This is a genomic window from Porphyromonas endodontalis (assembly GCF_052173515.1).
Classification (GTDB): Bacteria; Bacteroidota; Bacteroidia; order Bacteroidales; family Porphyromonadaceae; genus Porphyromonas; species Porphyromonas endodontalis_A.
On record NZ_JBQMYL010000007.1, the window covers coordinates 80,085 to 98,997 of the forward strand.

14 protein-coding genes and 1 tRNA gene are annotated in these 18,913 nt (G+C 50.5%); 12 read left to right on the forward strand and 3 right to left on the reverse strand.

Annotated elements, in window-relative coordinates; genetic code table 11:
* The first annotated feature begins 26 nt into the window (after positions 1-26).
* The 4 genes from recN to mfd all read left to right on the forward strand — a co-directional run bounded on the left by recN (position 27) and on the right by mfd (position 6,398).
* Positions 27-1,697, forward strand: a complete 1,671-nt coding sequence (gene recN / locus ACTTHR_RS04965; RefSeq protein WP_442605397.1) for a DNA repair protein RecN — start codon at positions 27-29, stop codon at positions 1,695-1,697.
* The gene (gene rlmB / locus ACTTHR_RS04970; RefSeq protein ID WP_442605398.1) at positions 1,690-2,430 is read left to right on the forward strand and encodes a 23S rRNA (guanosine(2251)-2'-O)-methyltransferase RlmB; all 741 of its coding nucleotides are present in this window, start codon (positions 1,690-1,692) and stop codon (positions 2,428-2,430) included. The genes recN and rlmB overlap by 8 nt, the downstream gene beginning before the upstream one ends.
* 26 nt (positions 2,431-2,456) lie before the next feature.
* Entirely contained in the window at positions 2,457-2,834 is a 378-nt protein-coding gene (locus ACTTHR_RS04975; RefSeq protein WP_281677475.1) for a RidA family protein, read from the forward strand.
* 186 nt (positions 2,835-3,020) lie between these two features.
* The gene (gene mfd, locus ACTTHR_RS04980; protein ID WP_442605399.1) at positions 3,021-6,398 is read left to right on the forward strand and encodes a transcription-repair coupling factor; all 3,378 of its coding nucleotides are present in this window, start codon (positions 3,021-3,023) and stop codon (positions 6,396-6,398) included.
* 20 nt (positions 6,399-6,418) lie between these two features.
* Here mfd and ACTTHR_RS04985 read toward each other — a convergent pair whose 3' ends face one another.
* Together ACTTHR_RS04985 and ACTTHR_RS04990 are read right to left on the reverse strand one after the other, a co-directional pair.
* Entirely contained in the window at positions 6,419-7,129 is a 711-nt protein-coding gene (locus tag ACTTHR_RS04985) for a DNA alkylation repair protein (RefSeq protein ID WP_442605400.1), read from the reverse strand.
* Positions 7,126-8,631 carry an O-antigen ligase family protein gene (locus ACTTHR_RS04990; protein ID WP_442605401.1) on the reverse strand — a complete coding sequence of 502 codons (1,506 nt, stop codon included), beginning with the start codon at positions 8,629-8,631 and terminating at the stop codon, positions 7,126-7,128. Before ACTTHR_RS04990 ends, ACTTHR_RS04985 begins: the two co-directional genes overlap by 4 nt.
* 352 nt (positions 8,632-8,983) lie before the next feature.
* Between ACTTHR_RS04990 and ACTTHR_RS04995 the strand changes: the two genes are divergently transcribed.
* Both ACTTHR_RS04995 and ACTTHR_RS05000 read left to right on the forward strand, forming a co-directional pair.
* Positions 8,984-9,616 carry a hypothetical protein gene (locus ACTTHR_RS04995; protein ID WP_442605402.1) on the forward strand — a complete coding sequence of 211 codons (633 nt, stop codon included), beginning with the start codon at positions 8,984-8,986 and terminating at the stop codon, positions 9,614-9,616.
* 61 nt (positions 9,617-9,677) lie between these two features.
* Entirely contained in the window at positions 9,678-10,328 is a 651-nt protein-coding gene (locus ACTTHR_RS05000) for a hypothetical protein (protein WP_442605403.1), read from the forward strand.
* A gap of 95 nt (positions 10,329-10,423) precedes the next feature.
* On the opposite strand, the gene ACTTHR_RS05005 is transcribed toward ACTTHR_RS05000, so the two are convergent.
* Positions 10,424-10,495, reverse strand: a tRNA-Arg gene (locus ACTTHR_RS05005).
* A 126-nt stretch (positions 10,496-10,621) separates the two neighbouring features.
* Between ACTTHR_RS05005 and guaA the strand changes: the two genes are divergently transcribed.
* From guaA to ACTTHR_RS05035, 6 genes are all read left to right on the forward strand, one after another.
* Positions 10,622-12,142, forward strand: coding sequence for a glutamine-hydrolyzing GMP synthase (gene guaA, locus ACTTHR_RS05010; RefSeq protein WP_442605404.1), 1,521 nt, complete (start codon positions 10,622-10,624; stop codon positions 12,140-12,142).
* Between the two features lie 224 nt (positions 12,143-12,366).
* The gene (gene panB, locus ACTTHR_RS05015; RefSeq protein WP_004333550.1) at positions 12,367-13,188 is read left to right on the forward strand and encodes a 3-methyl-2-oxobutanoate hydroxymethyltransferase; all 822 of its coding nucleotides are present in this window, start codon (positions 12,367-12,369) and stop codon (positions 13,186-13,188) included.
* Positions 13,189-13,221: 33 nt separating this feature from the next.
* Positions 13,222-14,283 carry a hypothetical protein gene (locus tag ACTTHR_RS05020; RefSeq protein WP_442605405.1) on the forward strand — a complete coding sequence of 354 codons (1,062 nt, stop codon included), beginning with the start codon at positions 13,222-13,224 and terminating at the stop codon, positions 14,281-14,283.
* Positions 14,284-14,312: 29 nt separating this feature from the next.
* Positions 14,313-15,587: a type IX secretion system plug protein domain-containing protein gene (locus tag ACTTHR_RS05025; RefSeq protein WP_442605406.1), complete on the forward strand. Its 1,275-nt coding sequence runs from the start codon at positions 14,313-14,315 to the stop codon at positions 15,585-15,587.
* A gap of 26 nt (positions 15,588-15,613) precedes the next feature.
* Positions 15,614-17,134, forward strand: a complete 1,521-nt coding sequence (locus tag ACTTHR_RS05030; protein WP_442605407.1) for a GH3 auxin-responsive promoter family protein — start codon at positions 15,614-15,616, stop codon at positions 17,132-17,134.
* A gap of 387 nt (positions 17,135-17,521) precedes the next feature.
* Positions 17,522-18,910, forward strand: coding sequence for a DUF6242 domain-containing protein (locus tag ACTTHR_RS05035; protein ID WP_442605408.1), 1,389 nt, complete (start codon positions 17,522-17,524; stop codon positions 18,908-18,910).
* The last annotated feature ends 3 nt before the right edge of the window (positions 18,911-18,913 follow it).

The window sequence follows — 18,913 nt, forward strand, 5'->3', positions numbered from 1 at the left end:
AAGTCTCTAAAAAACAATAGACACTGATGCTCCAACTCCTCAGGATTCAAGATTTTATTCTCATCGATCTCTTGGAGGTCTCTTTTGCCTCCGGCTTTACTTCCATCACGGGAGAGACGGGTGCAGGTAAGAGCATTTTTGTTGGAGCGCTCTCGATGTTGCAAGGCCGCCGTGCCGATAGTAGTCTCGTCAAGGCAGGGGCAAAACGAAGCGTTATAGAGGCAACTTTTGTCGAACTCCCCCCACATGTGGAAGAATGGTTGCGCCAGAGAGATCTCTGGATGGAGGATGGCGCTTGCGTTGTATGGAGAGAAATCTCCGCAATGGGGCGCAGTAGATGTTTCATCAACGACACACCCGTCTCCCTCGCTACGCTGTCTGAGCTAGGCGTTCTGCTGATTGATATTCACTCGCAACACCAGAATCTTCAGCTTTCGAGCAACCAATTCCAACTACACATAGTAGACAGGATGTCGGACGATCCTCAGCTCCTCTCCGCCTACAAGACCTCATACACTCAATACGAAGAGACCACCCGCGCTCTCGAGGAGCTGAAAAGTCAAATAGCTCGCAGCAGAGAGGAGCATGACTACAATCTATTCCGCTACCAAGAGTTGAGCGACGCCCAACTCGTAGAGGGCGAAGAAGAGGGATTGCTTGAGGAGGAGACCCTTTTGCGTCATGCCGACGAAATTAAGAGCACGCTCTACCAAGTACAAGAGATGCTTGACGGAGAATCCTCAAACGTAATCAGTCAGCTCTCCGGAGCCATTCGCCAACTCGAAGAGATAACAAGCAAGTTCCCGAGAGTTGAAAGCCACCTCGAGCGGTTGAACTCCTGCGCCATAGAGATGCGCGATGTGGCTAGAGACCTCGCCTCTTTTACCGAGCAGGTAGATACCGATCCGGAGGCTCTTGCTCACGTAACGGCTCGTCTCGACCTCATCAATACGCTGTGTCAAAAGTACCATCACTCCGATACAAAAGGACTTATCGCCCTCCGCGAAGAGCTTCACAAGAAGGTGCAATTCTGTGATGGGCAAGAAGACCTTCTCCTAGAGGCTGAAAAAAAATCCGCTACTGCCCTAAAAGAGGTGCAACATCTGGGTGAAAAATTATCGAAAACCAGGCAGAGTACCGCCCTAAAACTAGGCAAGAAATTGTCGGAAGAACTACGGCTACTAGAGATGCCCCATGCCCGAGTAGAATTTAGGGTAACGCCCCTAGATGCTCCCTCGCCCACGGGTTACGATCGTGTGGAAGTGCTCTTTAGTGCCAATGGGGATGCCGAGTTACACCCCGTAGGGAGTGTTGCCTCCGGAGGAGAAATGGCTCGTTTGATGCTCACTATCAAGGCGATGCTTGCTGCGTGTGATCACCTCCCGACCATTCTTTTTGACGAGATCGATACAGGAGTCTCCGGGCGCGTAGCAGATCGTATGGGGCAGGTACTCCGATCCATGGGTCACCACCTGCAAGTGATTGCCATCACCCATTTGCCGCAGATTGCAGCACGTAGCGAAGCCCAAATGGCCATCTCGAAGCATTACAACGAAGAGACAGAGAGAGCCTCTACCGAGCTACGTACCCTCTCGCCCCAAGAGCGCGAAGAAGAGGTGGCACGCCTCATCAGCGGCTCCGTTATTACCCCGGTAGCAATGGCTGCTGCCCAAGAATTACTACAAAACAATGATTAAAGAAAAAATCATATTTGGCATCCACTCCGTACAAGAAGCCCTGGAGGCCGGTCAGGAGATTGACAAGATTTACCTGCGCCGTGCGCTCGTTTCGGAGGAGGTTCGCGCCATCAAACGATTGGCACGAGAGCAAAGAATCCCCGTCCTAGAGGTTCCTGTGGAGCGACTCAATCGCTTTACAAGAGGTGCCCATCAGGGCTGTGTTGCCATCATTGCACAGGTCTCTTACACTCCGTTGGAGATGCTGGTTCCTCAGATTTTTGAGCGAGGAGAAGATCCCCTTATCGTGCTACTTGATGGGGTAACAGATACGCGCAACTTCGGAGCAATAGCACGCTCTGCCGAGTGTGCAGGCGCCCATGCGCTTGTGATTGCCGAGCGAGGGAGCGTCTCCGTCTCCGCGGATGCCGTGAATGCTTCCGCCGGAGCTTTGATGCGTATTCCCGTGTGCAGAGTTCCCTCAATAAGCGGAGCTGTAGGCTACCTTGCCGAGTGCGGACTCCAGATTGTTGTCGCCAACGAGAAGGCAGAAAACAGCTACTACACGGCCGACCTTACAGGTCCTCTAGCTCTCGTGATGGGGAGTGAGCACGAAGGGGTTTCGCCACAAGTGGTCCGACTTGCCACGCTATCGGTAGCCATCCCCCAAGTGGGAGAGATTGGCTCCCTCAACGTATCCGTAGCCGCCGGGATACTCCTTTTTGAGTCTCTCCGTCAGAAGCAAGCGAAATAAATATCACCTAATTATAGAGAAGAGATATGAAGAAAGTAATTAGCACAACCAATGCTCCTGCAGCCATTGGTCCCTACAGCCAGGCTGTAGAATTCGACAACATGCTCATAACAAGTGGTCAGTTGGGTCTCGACCCCAAGACCGGTGCTTTTGTAGAAGGAGGCGTAACGGAGCAAACGGAACAGGTATTCCGCAACCTCAAAGCCATCCTCGACGAAGCCGGATACACCTTTGATCACGTTATCAAAACAACTTGCTTTTTGGCCGATATGGCGGACTTTGCCGCTATGAATGCCGTGTACGAAAAACACTTCTCAGGCGCTTTCCCTGCTCGCTCTGCAGTTGCCGTTAAGACGCTTCCCAAGAACGGACTTATCGAGATTGAAGTAATCGCTCGTAAGTAATCCGACCTACGGGGTGCCCACAGAAAGGTGAGGAATCTTGAGAAGCCTCGCCTTTTGGGCACCCTTTTTTTGTCCCATTCGAGAAAGTTGTAGCTCTCTTCTCAGGGCCTCACGCCCCTCTCCTTACTATATAGCGACCCATACCGCAAGCCTTTAGAGCCTAGCTAGTTTTTCTTTATCCCCCTTATGAAACAACCTTTGCCCCCAACCTCCGACCCTACGGAGCATCTTTTCACCTCTCTCCGTGAGCACCCCTCTATTGGCTCTCTAGCTCAGACTCTATCTTCCATTCAGCCCGGGGAGGCAGTGCGCTATAAGGGAGTAACAGGTTCGGCTCTTGCGGTGATTGTGGCAGGGCTTCACATACAGGAGACAAAACAACCCTTGCTTATTGTAGCCAACGACGAGGAAAGCGCAGGCTATCTCTACAGCGATTTGATTCAGATTTTAGGACGCGAGTCCGTTCTCTTCTTCCCCTCTAGTTACCGCCGTCATATCCGATATGGGCATACCGATGCAGGGAGCGAGGTGCTTCGTTCGGAGCTAATCGCGCGCCTCTCTTTGGGCGATTGTCCGATTATTGTATCCCATCCTTTTGCGCTGGCGGAGGGGATCCCCAATGCCAACGAAGTGGAGACGCATGTCCGCTCCCTACGTGTGGGACAGGAGATGGACAGGCAGCAGCTCCGAGCTTGGTTCGTGGACGAAGGTTTTACCATAACGGACTATGTATACCAACCCGGGGAGGTGGCCTTCCGCGGTAGCATCGTAGATATATTTGCGTACAACGCAGAGCGACCCATCCGATTAGACTTCTTCGACACCGAGATAGAGAGTATCCGTTCGTTTGATATAGACACTCAACTCTCGCACGAAAAGCGAGAAGAGGTTACCCTCTCCTCCAATCTTGCCAATATGGCAGGGGGTGAAAAGGGACAATCGCTCTTCTCATTTCTCTCCCCGGACTACACCCTACTCTTTACCGATTATGAGGCAACATTAGGGCGAATAACTCAGCTATACCAAGAGGAGGCCGTGCTTGTAGAGGGAGAGGGATTTTCCTCTACCGAAGAGATGAGAGCCAAGCTAATCGCCCTCGAGACACTGCCCCAAGAGATCCACTGCCATCGCCTGATTTTGGGGATGCTCCCCTCGGGCATGGAAGCTACCAAAATAGTAGAGTTTGCCACCCTTCCCCAGCCCCTATTCCATAAGAATTTTGATCTCCTTATTGAGGGCTTAAAGCACTATAAAGAGAAGGGGTATAGGGTATGGTTCCTCACCGAGAGCACACCACAAGCAGAGCGTTTGAGAGAGATACTAAGCGATTTGGGCGAAGCCTCTCTGATGCCCGAGCCACTCCCCTTGACCCTACACGAGGGATTCGAAGACGCCGATAGCGCCATGGTCTTCCTGACCGATCACCAGATATTTGAGCGTTATCACAAGTATCGTCTACAGAGCGACCGCATCCGCACAGGCGGAGTCTCGCTTTCCCTCAAAGAACTCAAGAGCTTCACCCCCGGCGATTTTATCGTGCATTACGACCACGGGATCGGGCGTTTTGCAGGACTATTCACCCAACGCGACGGGGAGAAGCAGCAAGAAGTGGTGAAAATTGACTACCGAGATGGCGCCTACATACTGGTAAGTGTACATAACCTCAGGAAGCTCTCAAAGTACCGAAACAGGGATGACGAACCTCCCAAACTGAGCGAATTAGGCGGAGGAGCGTGGAACAGACTAAAGGAGCGCACCAAGAAGCGAGTAAAGGATATTGCGCGAGACTTGATCCGGCTCTATGCAGCGCGCCGAGAGTCCGAGGGCTTCGCCTTTAGCCCCGATAGCTACTTACAACATGAATTAGAGGCCTCGTTTATCTACGAAGAGACGCCCGACCAACTCAAGGCAATGGAGGCCGTGAAGCAGGATATGGAGCAACCGCGACCCATGGATCGGCTCATTTGTGGCGATGTAGGCTTCGGCAAAACAGAGATCGCCATACGTGCGGCATTCAAAGCGGTAGCGGATAGCAAACAGGTGGCAGTACTGGTACCCACCACCATTCTTGCCTACCAGCATTATCGTACCTTTTCGGAGCGACTCAAAGATTTGCCCGTGCGTGTCGCTTACTTCTCACGCGCTCAGTCGGCAAAGGAGTCGAAGCAATTACTAGAAGACCTCAAGGAGGGGAAAATAGATATTGTGGTTGGAACCCATAGGCTTGTGGGGAAGAATGTGCAGTTCAAAGACCTGGGACTACTTGTAATTGACGAAGAACAAAAATTTGGGGTAGCCGTAAAAGAGAAATTGCGCTCGCTGCAAGTCAATGTAGATACCCTTACCATGAGCGCAACCCCCATCCCACGTACCCTGCAATTCTCCCTTATGGGCACGCGCGACTTAAGCAACATCCTCACTCCACCTCGCAATCGTTACCCCGTAGCTACAGAGGTAATTCGCTTCGACCCTGAGGCTATTGCCGAGGCCATTAACTTCGAGCTAAGCCGCAATGGACAGGTATTCTTTGTCCATAATCGCATTGACGATATAGAGGGAATTGCACGCATGATACAGCAGCGCATCCCCGATTGCCGAATTGCCGTAGGGCATGGACGCATGAACCAAACTGAGCTGGAGCAACTCTTTGTCTCCTTCTCGCAACATGAGTTTGATGTACTCGTCTCTACCACCATTGTGGAGAATGGCATTGATGTTTCTAATGCCAATACCATCATAATAGACAGTGCGCACCATTTTGGTTTGAGCGATTTGCATCAGTTGCGAGGGCGTGTGGGGCGCTCCTCTCGAAAGGCATTTTGCTACCTTATTACCCCTCCCATGGATCTCCTGCCGGAGGCATCGCAGCGTCGCTTACGAGCCATTGAGAGCTATTCAGACCTCGGCAGCGGCATCCGAATTGCCATGCAAGATCTCGATATTAGGGGGGCTGGCAATGTCTTCGGTAGCGAGCAGAGCGGTTTTATTGCCGACCTAGGATTCGATGCTTATCATAAGGTATTCGACGAGGCGGTGCGAGAGGTGAAACGAGAGGAGTTTGAGGAGCTTTTCCAAGACGAGAGCGCAGAACTTGCCGCCGAGGAGGACTGCCCCTTCGAGAGCGATCTCTATTTATCGTTACCTCCCGACTACGTTCCTCAAGACTCTGAGCGCATCAGCCTTTACAGAGAGCTAGACAATCTTACGACAGAAGAGGAGGTAAAGGAATTCCGTGAGCGGCTCGAAGATCGCTTCGGACGACTTCCCTCGCAAGTGGAGCAGCTTATCTTGGTACCCATTTTGCGCCGCTGGGGTCGATCACTCGGCGTGCAACGCATTGTACTACGGTCGGGGGTTCTTTACTTTTTCTTACCCGAGGATCCGGATTCACCTTACTATCAGGGGCCTCTTTTTGGGCAGCTTATTGCCTATGCTTCGTTCCACCATCGCCAGTGTAGATTAGAAGAAAGCAAGAAAGGGCTTCGCATGGTACGTTTTTCGGGCATCGGCTCTGTTGGCGAGATTATCACACTCATCCGCACCATTCTTGGGGAGCAGGCATAATTCCCCTCCCTCTTCTCGGATTAAGAAATAGATTTCGTCTTTTTCCCTAGATAACGAGGCCGCTCTTCTGTAGGGAGCTTCTCTATCGAATAGCGCAACGTGGTACGAGGCATAACATGGGCGTAGCGATTGAGGAAATCTCGAAGAAGATCAAGCCTTTTCTTCCCCACCTCACGCAGCATCCAGCCTACAGCTTTGTGCATAAGATCGTGGGGATGGTGCAATAATTTTTCAGCAAGGCAAAGGGTATCATTGCAGTCCCCCTCACGGATAAATGCCCAAGTGGAGACAACGGCAATGCGCTGCTCCCACATATTAGAGCTACCGGCAAGGTGATAGAGAGGCGAGCGATCGCGCCGGAGCAGATGGGCTCCCACTATTTTATGAGCACTCAGGTCTACCAAGTCCCAATTGTTAATTCCCGAAGTATGCTTGAGGTAAAAGTTGTATACCGCCTCAGGCTCCTGTTTGTATTTCTCCATCAAAGTAAGAAGAGCTGCAAGGCGACATTCGTGCCAAGGGCTGGCGAGTAGCTCTTCGAGATCCTGCCAATTCACTTTCTCTTTGTAGGCCTTACTTACGGAGCGCACCTCGGGTACCGTTACCCCCAAGAAGCGATCGCTTTCGCCATACTCCCCCGGCTTACATTTGAAAAATCGGCTCAGATGCTGTGCTTTCTCCTCTCCACCCTGAGCGCGGAGTTGCTCAAAAATCTCGTTCGCAATGGTCATTTTTTCTGAAGATAGGGGTGTGTAGAAATTAAGAATGCAGCCATAAGGCTCATAGCAATAAGGTATTGACTTAAGCAGGTAATCACCTCAATAAGCATGACAACCAGCATAATCACCACATAGATAAGGGCGGCATAGTTGCGGCTGCGCAGGGCATATCTTAGGTAGGAAATGAATATCACGACCCAAAGCAATAGGCTCATAATCCCCCCCTCTACGTAGCACAAAAGATATTGATTGTGGAAGTGTGTGGCATACTCTCCCTGATAGAAAGGAGAGATAAGAGCCTCTGCAGAGCCTAGTCCATAGCCCCAAAGGGGGTTCTCTTTTAGATACATAATGGCCGTCTCAAAGAGGTTAAGACGGTGCTCATCTATGAGGTATTTCAAGGCTGATGGATAGCACAAAAAGAGGAGAAGAGAGGCCACCGCGATGATAGGGAGTAGGAGCAAAATCCGTTTCTTATAAGCCCCTTTTTGGGGAAAGACAAGGGAGGCAAAAAGGTACAGAAGCCCAAGGGAAAAAGCTCCGCACAAGACTAACATCAAGATCCTACTTTGGAATATGAACACGAAGAGGAGGAACCCCACAAGAGACCCCACTAAGAGGTTCCGAACCTCGGGCAGACGCTCCCGCTCCAGCAGCCAGTAGAGAATGGGGGCTAGCATGATAAAGCCAAGGTAGGTGTAGTGTTGGAATCCAAAAAGAGAACCCAAAAAGAGCGTCCCTACCGGCGTCTCGTTAAATACAAAATACATCTTTTCAAGCCCAAAGGCCGCCCCCAAAGAGGTATCAGTAGCCCAACACACTACTACATAAATCGCCACAACGCTGAGGAGGTAGAGGTAAGTAATGCGTAGGGCATAGTGCATAAAGACACGTATATCACGAGGATGCGGAGGATACATCAGCAGCAGGAAAATCGAGGGTAGTAGGCTGGCTTCGCGTATCCACCACTCCAGAGAAACGGCACGATTGGGAGACCAAAGGAGAGTACAAAGGTCGTACAATAAGAAAATCCCGATGGCGAGGATGTAGCCACGAGGCTGCCACAAAGGGCGTTCGCCTAGGCGTACAGCACGAGCGATATAGAGCACCATCCCCACAAGAAATGGAGCTATCGTACCTATAACGCTAGGGATAACACCAAATAAAAGGTTGCCATACCCTAGTACCCAGCAGGCGATGGCCCCCTGGCGTAGCCGCTCGCTTCCCTCCTCGTGCCTAAGGTGCGAGAGAAAAGATTTCCCTTGTGATGTATGCGGATAGAGGATGGTAATGAGAAAAGCTACAGCCAGTGCTGCATAGAGAGGGAGCCCTAAGGGTTTTAGTCCCTCAACCAAATTGAAGATAATCAGAGGGCGAATCTTCTCAGCAACCAGGGGATAGCACGCAAAAACAATCCCCCAAACGAGAGGGGGAAGTAGAAGGAGTAAAAACCATTGCTGCCCTTTGCGGGATACTTTCTCGTGCGGCTCCGTTACGCGTTTAGCTTCTTCCATAAAATTAGGAGGGCTCTTTCTCTCAGGATATTTGACCCTAAAAAAGGGCTCCCATCACTGGAACAAAAGTACTGCATTCCTCCGTAACACATAAAATCTAGAGAGGGAGATAGGACTGCAACCCACAGACACCCCAAAAAGGAGGCAAAAACAAATAGACAGCAAACGATATGGATAAAGCGCAATTCGGAAACCCTTTCTTCAAGAAAAGATCAAAAGCATACATCAAACATATCTATTTAGAATTTTATTTATACCTTTACAAGAGAAAGGGGACAACAATAGAAAAAGTATCAAGTTGTCTCCAACACCTTCTCACATGTATCAGAAGCATTAAACACTTATTGGCACTATGAAAAAACTAAACACACTGACCTTGTTACTATCTGTAGTCCTTCTTCATGCCTGCACACCAAAGACAGAATGGGATAAAGCGAAATGGCATAAATATGCTATTGAAGCCTATTACGTACCAAATTATGTTTATGTAGCGAAAGCAGAAAGGTCAGAAGACCCTTCTAAACTCTATTGGAATCTTTGGTTCAGTCGTTCTGAAGAAACCACTATCACGGAGAAGACTAATCCGGAATTATTTGAAAAGATAGCACGAGAGCATGGCGAAACGGGAGTAGGATTTTATGCCTTTCCTCCCATGTTACCATGTCTATATGGAGTCCAAAAGATTGAGGTTGCAGGCTACAATAAAGAGAATGAGACCTCACTCTCTCACATCATCTTTCTTTTGAGTTATAGTATTGAACCATTCATCCAAAGAGGATATAAAACCGACCATAATGGAATATGGACTCCTATAAACCTATCTTTGGAGAGTATTACCAACTATGATTATTACCCATTCCCAACAAGGGGACGTGAAATTCTTCTCTCCTGCGACAAGAATAACATAGAAGGGAAGTTTGATCGAGTAGAGGTGCGTGTGACCCTCAAAGACGACAAAACACTCCGCACCGACATGCCACTGTAGCTCAATCTCAATAGTATTGATTCGCAATAAACATAAGCACATTTATCAACAACACAGAGTTATGAAAAAGTTATATTCTTGGGGAGTAGCCGCTGTACTACTAGCCCTTTGCATTGTAGCGTGCAGGGACGGATACGAGAGAGGAAAAACGAAACCATTCCACGTTCCCTATGCCATAGATCGCTATCATATTCCCACGAAGTGCAGTCTAAGAGCACTAACAAATGAGCAAAAAGAGCCAGAATTGAAATGGGAGTTCCTATTGGGTAATGAAGGTGGTAGCGAGAGCTATATCTCCCTCCCCAAAAACAAAAAGGAATTTACAGAAGTTGCCCTTGAGCATGGAGAGGATGGTAGTGGCTTTATGACCTGCATCCCCCTCCCCATGAGCACGAAACTCGTTTATAAAATGAAAAAGATACAAGTCTTTGGGGTGAAAGGCAACGATAAGACCGAACTCACATCCCAAATAGAGATTACATACGATAGTATCGAAGGCTTTATTCGCAGTGGATATAAAAATCTTTCGGGACCTTTTTTTAAGAAAGAGAGAAAATCTCTAGCAGCACTTACGGCCAACGACTATCTATGGATTCCTACAGAAAGTATCTTATCGTGCAATAGTAGTGAAGTCAAGGGGAAGTTTGATCGAGTAGAGGTGCGTGTGACCCTCAAAGAGGGCAAAACACTCCGCACCGACATACCGCTGTAGACAGCGGCGAGACTCTCTGTAACACACTGCAAAAACGAAGAGAAAGGGGTTCGAGACAAGGCTAGAGTATTTCAAGTCTTACCGAGATTTAGGAGTACCTCCGAGGGGAATCGAACCCCTATCTAAAGTTTAGGAAACTTCTATTCTATCCGTTGAACTACAGAGGCATACTACTCAGCAAAAGAGAGGGAAGAGACCTCCTCCTTGCAATACTTGGGGCAAAAGTAGCGAATTATCAGCGATTGACCGATAGTTTACGCTACCTTTGCACCAAAGTTATTAGAGACTAAAGTATGCAAGAGAAAATCCTCATCCTCGACTTTGGATCCCAGACGACTCAATTGATCGGGAGACGCATCCGCGACCTCAACACCTACTGCGAAATTGTTCCCTACAACAAGCTACCTGAGGGGCTAGAGGGAGTGCGCGGTATTATACTATCGGGTAGTCCCTACTCAGTATATGACCCCAAAGCCTTTAAGACCACCCTTTCTACACTGCGTGGGCGCTGCCCTCTCCTTGGCATCTGCTACGGGGCACAGAGTCTCGTTTATCAAGCCGGAGGGATGGTAGAGCCGGGCGCAACTCGGGAGTACGGCCCCGCTGCGCTAGAGATTACAGCTCCCGAAGATCCTCTCCTGAAAGGGCTAACCAAAGGCAATACGGTATGGATGAGCCATGGGGATACCATCACCCGACTCCCCGAAGGCTTCCGCGCCATAGCGCGCACACCCGAGGTGGAGAATGCCGCCTTCCGCATCGAAGGGGAAGAAACCTGGGGCGTACAATTCCACCCCGAAGCCTTCCACAGCGAAGAGGGTACCAAGCTACTTGCCAACTTTATTGACATCGTGGGGATTGGGGGCAACTGGTCGCCAGACGCCTTTATCGAGCGCACCATAGCAGAGCTGCGTGAGCAACTCCAAAACGACAAAGTACTCCTCGCCCTTAGTGGAGGCGTGGATAGTTCGGTAGTGGCTGTGCTCCTAAACAAAGCAATCGGGCGCAACCTCACTTGTATATTTGTGGATCATGGTTTGCTGCGAAAAGACGAGGCAACCCAAGTGATGCAGGACTATCGCTGCCTCGGTCTCAACGTAATAGGGGTAGATGCTCACGAGCAATTCTACAATGCCCTAGCCGGAGTAACCGATCCCGAGCAGAAGAGAAAAATCATCGGCAAGGGCTTCATCGATGTATTTGAAGCCGAAGCTGCCAAAATAAAGGATGTGAAATGGCTCGGACAGGGGACTATATATCCCGACGTTATTGAGTCTATCAACATTACGGGTATGGTCATCAAGAGCCACCACAACGTGGGAGGGCTCCCCGAGCGTATGAAGCTCAAACTCGTAGAGCCTATCCGTGCCCTTTTCAAAGACGAAGTGCGCCGTGTGGGTCGTGCCCTCGGCATGCAAGACCACCTTTTGGAGCGTCATCCCTTCCCCGGGCCCGGGCTGGGGATTCGTATCCTAGGGGAAATCACCCCCGAGAAAGTGCGTATCCTACAAGAAGCGGATGCTATCTATATGAACGAAATGCGCCGTCAAGGGCTCTACAACGAGGTGTGGCAAGCCGGAGCCATCCTACTACCTGTAAAGAGTGTAGGGGTGATGGGAGACGAGCGCACCTACGAGTACACCGTTGCCCTACGCGCCGTAACGAGTGTAGATGCCATGAGCGCGGACTGGAGCCGACTCCCCTACGAGTTTTTGGCAAAAGTCTCCAACGAGATCATCAACAAGGTGAAAGGGGTTAATCGTGTTGTGTACGATATCTCCTCTAAGCCCCCCAGCACCATTGAGTGGGAATAACCCAACGTATATCTAAGAACTAACACAACGCCTCCTAAGGAGTAGGGTATAGGTAGAAAAGTACTGTCTCATACCTTCCTCCTTTGGGCTTGTTTCGTTACCCATTCTCTTCGCATCCACAAAGGCTCAACAAGAGTAACCCCCTCCCAAAGACAACATCAAGAGTATCCCTCTTCCACCTACGAAGAGAGGAATAAATGGTACCAATCCAATAGAGAAAATCAATGTCTACTTATCAACCCGAAGACTCTCGTAAAGTAACAACACACCGACTACGAGAGATGAAAGAGCGCGGAGAAAAAATCGCCATGCTCACGGCCTACGATTACACCATGGCTACCCTTGTAGATAGTGCCGGCATGGATGTAATACTGGTAGGAGACTCTGCCTCCAACATTATGGCAGGCAACACCACCACCCTGCCCATTACTCTTGATCAGATGATCTACCATGGGAAGTCTGTAATGAAGGCGGTAAAGCGGGCATTGGTCGTAGTGGATCTCCCCTTCGGATCGTACCAGGGGAACCCGATGCAGGCACTAGACTCTGCTATCAAAGTGATGAAGATCACCCATGCGGATGCCATCAAAGTAGAAGGCGGTAGCGAGATTAGCGAATCCATACAACGCATACTCTCGGCAGGGATCCCCGTAATGGGGCACCTCGGTCTCACCCCTCAGTCTATCAACAAATTCGGCTCCTACAATGTCCGTGCCCGGGAAGAAGCTGAAGCCAAGAAGCTGATAGCCGATGCCCATTTGCTCGAGGAGCTCGGCTGCTTTGCCATCGTTTTGGAAAAAATCCCTGCCACCCTTGCAGAGCGCGTAGCGAGTGAACTCTCCATCCCCATTATTGGTATCGGTGCCGGGGGTAACGTAGATGGGCAAGTACTCGTGCTGCACGACATGTTGGGACTGAACGAGGGATTCCGTCCACGCTTCCTGCGCCTCTACGCCGAGATGGGGCAAGCTGTGCGCGCCTCGGTGGGGCAATACATTACGGATGTGAAGACAAGAGACTTCCCCAATAGCGAAGAACAGTACTAGTCTCAACCCAAACCAACCCTTTTTCTTACTAAGGTGGGCAATACAGAGCACCTCCAACGACGAGACATCTCGTTTGTATCGTTTATTGCCATACTTGAGTTTGCGCTCGCGCTAGCGGCACCCAGTGGCGGAGATGCCCTCTTCGGGGGTGTTTCCGTACCTGCTTGGTACACCTTTTATGTAAACAAACTTTTTGCAGGGCTACCTCTACTGCTCTCCCTCTCGGGGTATCTTTGGAGTATTAGAGGGGAGTCGCCATCCCCCAACCGCAAGCGAAGTTCCCTTCTCTTGGGCAAAGCCGATCGCCTGCTCTACCCCTACTGGCTCTTTACCACCATCCTTTATTTTGTGGCTGTTGGCCTGCCCAATTATTTGGCTGGGAGCTGCCCCTTTACGAGCTATACCCAATGGTTGCTCTTCCCCCGCACCCAAAGCATCGGTTATCTGTGGATTTTGCCTGCCCTCTTTTGGTTGCACGGCATCACCCTTTTACTCCCGAAGCAACTCAGCCTTAGGCAAGCCGTAATCGCTTATGGGGTAGGACTCGGGCTTTATGCACTGGGCACGCTCTTTGAGGTTGAGGCGCATCAAGATCCTCTTGCCCTAGCCTGGACCATAAAGAACGCCCACTTTTTCATTCTCGGAGCCTTGGTGCAAAAGATCTACCGTAGGGGCGTGCCGGGTCGTGTTACGATAATGGCATTGTTGCTTTTCCATGTAGTGCTGGTAGCGCGCATCCTGACGCCCTACAAGCAACCTTGGATCCTTCTTTTTACGCTTCCCTACTTTACCTTCCTACTCGTCATTATCTACGGAGCCAGTTCTAAGGTGGGCAAATGGATCGAACGCCCTCTATGGCGAGATCTCGCACGTTTCTGCTACCCGATAGCTCTACTGATGCTCCTCAACGTACTCGTCTTTAGGCTCTGGATTTTCCCGTTAGTCTCGGGCAGTGCATGGGGTATTAACCTTGCCATGATCGCCTCTTTTGTCTCCAACTTGCCCCTGCCCCTTCTTCTCGCTCGCCTACTCAATCGCTACCTCCCTCGCTCTTGGCGTACCACTTTTGGCTTCCCTGTCCAAAGGCTCCCCTAGTAGCAAGAGTTATGTACCTTTGCCGGCGTATGAATAGAGTTGTACGTATCGTCCTATGCTTGTTACTGACAAGTCTGGTGGTAGGAGGGGCTCGTGCTCAAAGCTTCTTCCCCTCTACCATGCTCGATGGGCGAGTAAACGCCTTACAAATCAAACCCATCCCCGAGCGCAAAGAGTGGATACCCTTTCCCTATTACATCCTAGGTGGGAAAGAGGGGTTACTAATTTCTTTCGACCTCCTAGACGACGAACCGCACACCCTTCGCTACCAACTACAGCATTGCGATACCGGGTGGAACCCTTCCGGTCTCGCTAAAACAGAATTCCAATCAGGCTACTCCGAAGGCGAATTCCCTCCCTCCATCCCCTCCTCTCTTACCAAAGTCTCTTACCGGCACTACTCACTCACGCTATCCCAAGCGAGTTCACCTCATCCCATTCTATCGGGCAACTACCTCCTGACTGTTTACGATGCCATGGAGCCGGAACGGCCTCTCGTGCAAGCGGCATTCGCTGTGGTAGAGCCCCTTGCCACCCTCGTAGGGAATGTAGATAAGACTTGGGGAATAGACCCACACAAGCAACACTTAGAAGTAAGTGTGGGCACAGAGCATTTGGGAGGAAGCACCTCCGACCTCGACTTCACGCTGGTGGTGGCACAGAATAGCCGACGCGACAATGTACTATGGGTTCGCCGTCCCTCTTTTAGGGGGCTGGACCAACTCCAATACCGGCGCGAACTTCTCGCTTTTGAGGCAGGGAATGAATACCACGCCATGGAATACCTCAGTCCGTATATCCCCTCCCTAGGGGTAGAACGCTCCGCAGTGGAGAAGGAGGCGAATAGGCTCATTCTCTACACCAACTACAACCGATCCCAAAGCGACTTCCATAGTACCGACCAAGGAGCTATGGGGCAGTACGTAATCCGCTCTCGCAATCTCGATGGCGATATTGCCACCGCTACCGATTATTACAGAGTCTGCTTCCGACTCGAAAGCGAGCCTCTAGCCAATGGGCTGCAACCCATCCTCGAAGGCGAAGCATTCGACTATCTCCCCTACGAAGAGCGTCTCCTACACTACTCTAGCCAAGAGGGAGCCTATACCGCAGAGCTACTCCTCAAAGGGGGCTACCTATCCTACCTCTATCTCGCAGCAAAAGGCGAGGAGAGCCACCCCTATACAGCCCAAGCCATTGAGGGCAATCACTACCCCACACACAACCAATATACGCTATTTGTATACTACCACCCCTTAGGGGCTAGATACCACAGGCTCGTAGGGGTAACACAGTGTCACTAAATAAGTATAGCAGCAAAATATTCTATATGGATGCTCTAACTCGTACTATCTACACGGCCATGCGCCCCCGTCTTGCCACTATCCATCATTACTATCCACAGCGAGCCGAGGAACTACAATACCGCCAATGGCAACGCGTTATGCGCTGCCTTCGCGCCACGGAGTACGGATGGGAGACACGCGCTGCAGCGGTCTCCACTCCCGAGCAGTACGCCTCCATCGTGCCTCTTGTGCAGTACGAAGATTTGCGAGGATACACAGATCGTATGATCCAGGGCGAGAGCAACGTGCTCGTACGTGGGGGATGCAATCGCTTTGCGGTCTCTAGCGGCACCTCGGGAGGGCGCAGTAAATATATCCCTGTGAACCCGCTACATCTACAGATGTGCCACTTCAAAGGGGGATCGGATGCCCTATGGCTCTACCTAGCCACGCGACCCGACAGCCGTTTTTTCAAGACAAAAGGGCTCGTACTCGGCGGAAGTCAAAAACCGACTCCCCTCACGCCCAATATCTCTAGAGGAGACTTGAGCTCCATTCTCATCGAACAAATGCCCCGTTTGGGCAGTGCCATACGAGTTCCCTCCAAAGAAACCCTCCTCCTTGAGGACTGGATGGAGAAAATCCCTGCCATCATAGCCGAGACAAGAGACGCTAACGTGGGGAGCCTCTCGGGCGTCCCCTCTTGGATGCTTACCCTCATCAAACGACTACTTGAGGATACCAAAGCGGATAACCTAAGCGAAGTATGGAGCGAATTGGAGGTATTCTTCCACGGAGGGATCAGCTTTGCCCCCTACCGAGAGGAGTACAAACGCCTCATTCCCTCACCACGTATGCAGTACAGGGAGACCTATAATGCCTCCGAAGGGTTCTTTGGGATCCAAGATGACCCCAACGACCCTGCCATGCTCCTGATGCTCGACTATGGTATTTACTACGAGTTTATTCCTCTGGCAGAACTGGACTCTCCCGACCCAAAAGCAATCCCCCTCGTAGAGGTGGAAGTAGGCAAAACCTATGCCCTTGTTATCAGCACCCTCGGGGGATTGTATCGATATATCATAGGGGATACCATCCGATTTACCCAACGCAATCCCTATAAATTCATCATCGTAGGGCGCACCACCAGTTATATCAATGCCTTTGGAGAGGAACTCATGGTATGCAATGCAGACGAAGCCCTCGCTCGGGTAAGTAGCGAACAGCAGGCTACCATTACCGAATACACCGCAGCTCCCTACTTCGATGCCTCTACGGGCAAAGGTCGGCACGACTGGCTTATTGAGTTCGACCAAGCCCCTCAAGATCTCGCTCTATTTGCCCAACGTCTGCACGAAGAATTGCGCAAAATCAACTCAGATTACGAAGCCAAGAGCAGTCCGGGAATGACCCTCCAACCCTTGGAGATTCGGGCTGTACCCAAAGGATCATTCGAACGCTACCTCAAAGAAAAGGGTAAGTTGGGAGGACAAAACAAGATCCCTCGGCTACGCAACGACCGCGAGCTATACAACGCCATCCTGCAACTCTCCGGCATAGCGTAGCCGGCTAGAAAAAGCCCTCGGCGGAGAGGGAAAAAGAAACGAGGCTGATTTTCATTTCGTTTCTCGCTAGAAAATTCTCCATTCTAGGCTGGAATGTGGGAGAGAAATTACCCAGAAAATTTTTCAATTTAGCCCTGTACTTTTTTGGATACAGGGCTATTTTTTTGCCCGTTTGGGAGGGAGAAAAAATGCGCTAGGTCTGCAACCAATATTGCCCAAGGCAAGGGTTTATTCCGCAATGCGCAAAAGATCGGCGCAAATCAGGTACCCCTAGGGAGAGATAAGTACCCACGGGAAAAGGGATTTTTGTTGTATTTTCTCTTCGCTCTAGAAGTGTCGTATTCACGGAGAAAGGCTATCTTTGTGTCGTAATATATAGTGTGCACAATGAAACATCGCAGTATACAACACGCCCTTAGCTCCGCACTTGGGCTGCTCATATTCCTCTTTGCCTCAAGCTGTATCAGCAACAAGGAAATCCAAAACCCCGAGTTAACCACGGTACAAGTGTCGAGTTTTGTACTCACATCAAAGTCCAATCCTACCTTGGAGAAAGTGTTCTTTTCTATCGATCATGCGAAGGGAAAAATCTACAATGCTCAGCCTCTTCCCTATGGCACTCAGATTGATTCGGTAAAAATCAAGGTTGGGATACAAACCCCGGCTACCTTCAAGTTGCTCATTGACGGGAAGGAGATTGAGCGTAGTGCTGCGGACTCTATCTACCTTCGCGACCGCTGGAATAAGGAAATTACTGTAGAGGTTACGAACAAAGAAAAAGCGCTAAAGAAAAGCTATACGGTACAGATCCTGAAGGAAATAAACAACCCTGATTCGTATTATTGGATGCCTGTTATCGCAGGTAAACTTCCCGATTTAAGCGGCAAAGAAACCATCTTCTGCCGGTCAGACAAGGATCTATATATCTTTGCTTCTCAGGGAGCACAGACTCAGCTCTATCACGCTCCTGCCAACACCCTCGTATGGGAAGAAGTGCCAACAGGGCTATCGGGGAAACCCGTCACAAGTGCCATCGCCACCTCAGAAGGCGTCCTCTATGCCATTCTAGGAACAGCTCCTACCCAAACTTGCATTGTGAGTCTAGACGGAGGAAAGCAATGGCTCGAAGAAAATCGCTACAATAATGGTAGCATACTGCTTGGCGCCTTCACAGAACGTGGGCGGACCTATCCTACTCTTTGCATGATAGAGCAAGACCCTTCGGGCAAAAACTACTTCGCATGCCTCCCCGGCAATGGGGTATACAAGCGGGGCGAGGAAGTGCCGGAAGACTTTCCCATGAGCGGACGCAGCACAGCCCTCTTTGAGGTTGCACACCATCCCCTCCTCGTCTTGGTAGGTGCAAAAACAGCTAGTGGCAAGCCATCTCGCCTCACTTGGACTACGACAACCGGTCTCGATTGGCTCACGCCCACGCCTCAAAGCGACAAGGATCTACTCCCTCCTTTTGAGGGGGCAGAGGCTCCACTTCTCATCTCAACATCGAGCAACAAGGGACTACTTTACTGCGTCTATCCGGCTAGCCACTCTCCTCAGCGAGGGGCTACAATTTACAGTTCCAAAGACCAAGGAGTCACATGGACGGCGCGTAATTCCGCCCTCATGCTACCTCACGAAACACTCCCCTTTGGAGGATATGGAAAACTCTTTGGGTTCGCACGAGGTGAACTAATTTTCTTCCTCTTTGGCGGGAAGAAGACCGATGGTTCACTCGACCAAACCATTTGGGAAGGGAGGTCTTCCATCTTAAACTAAAAA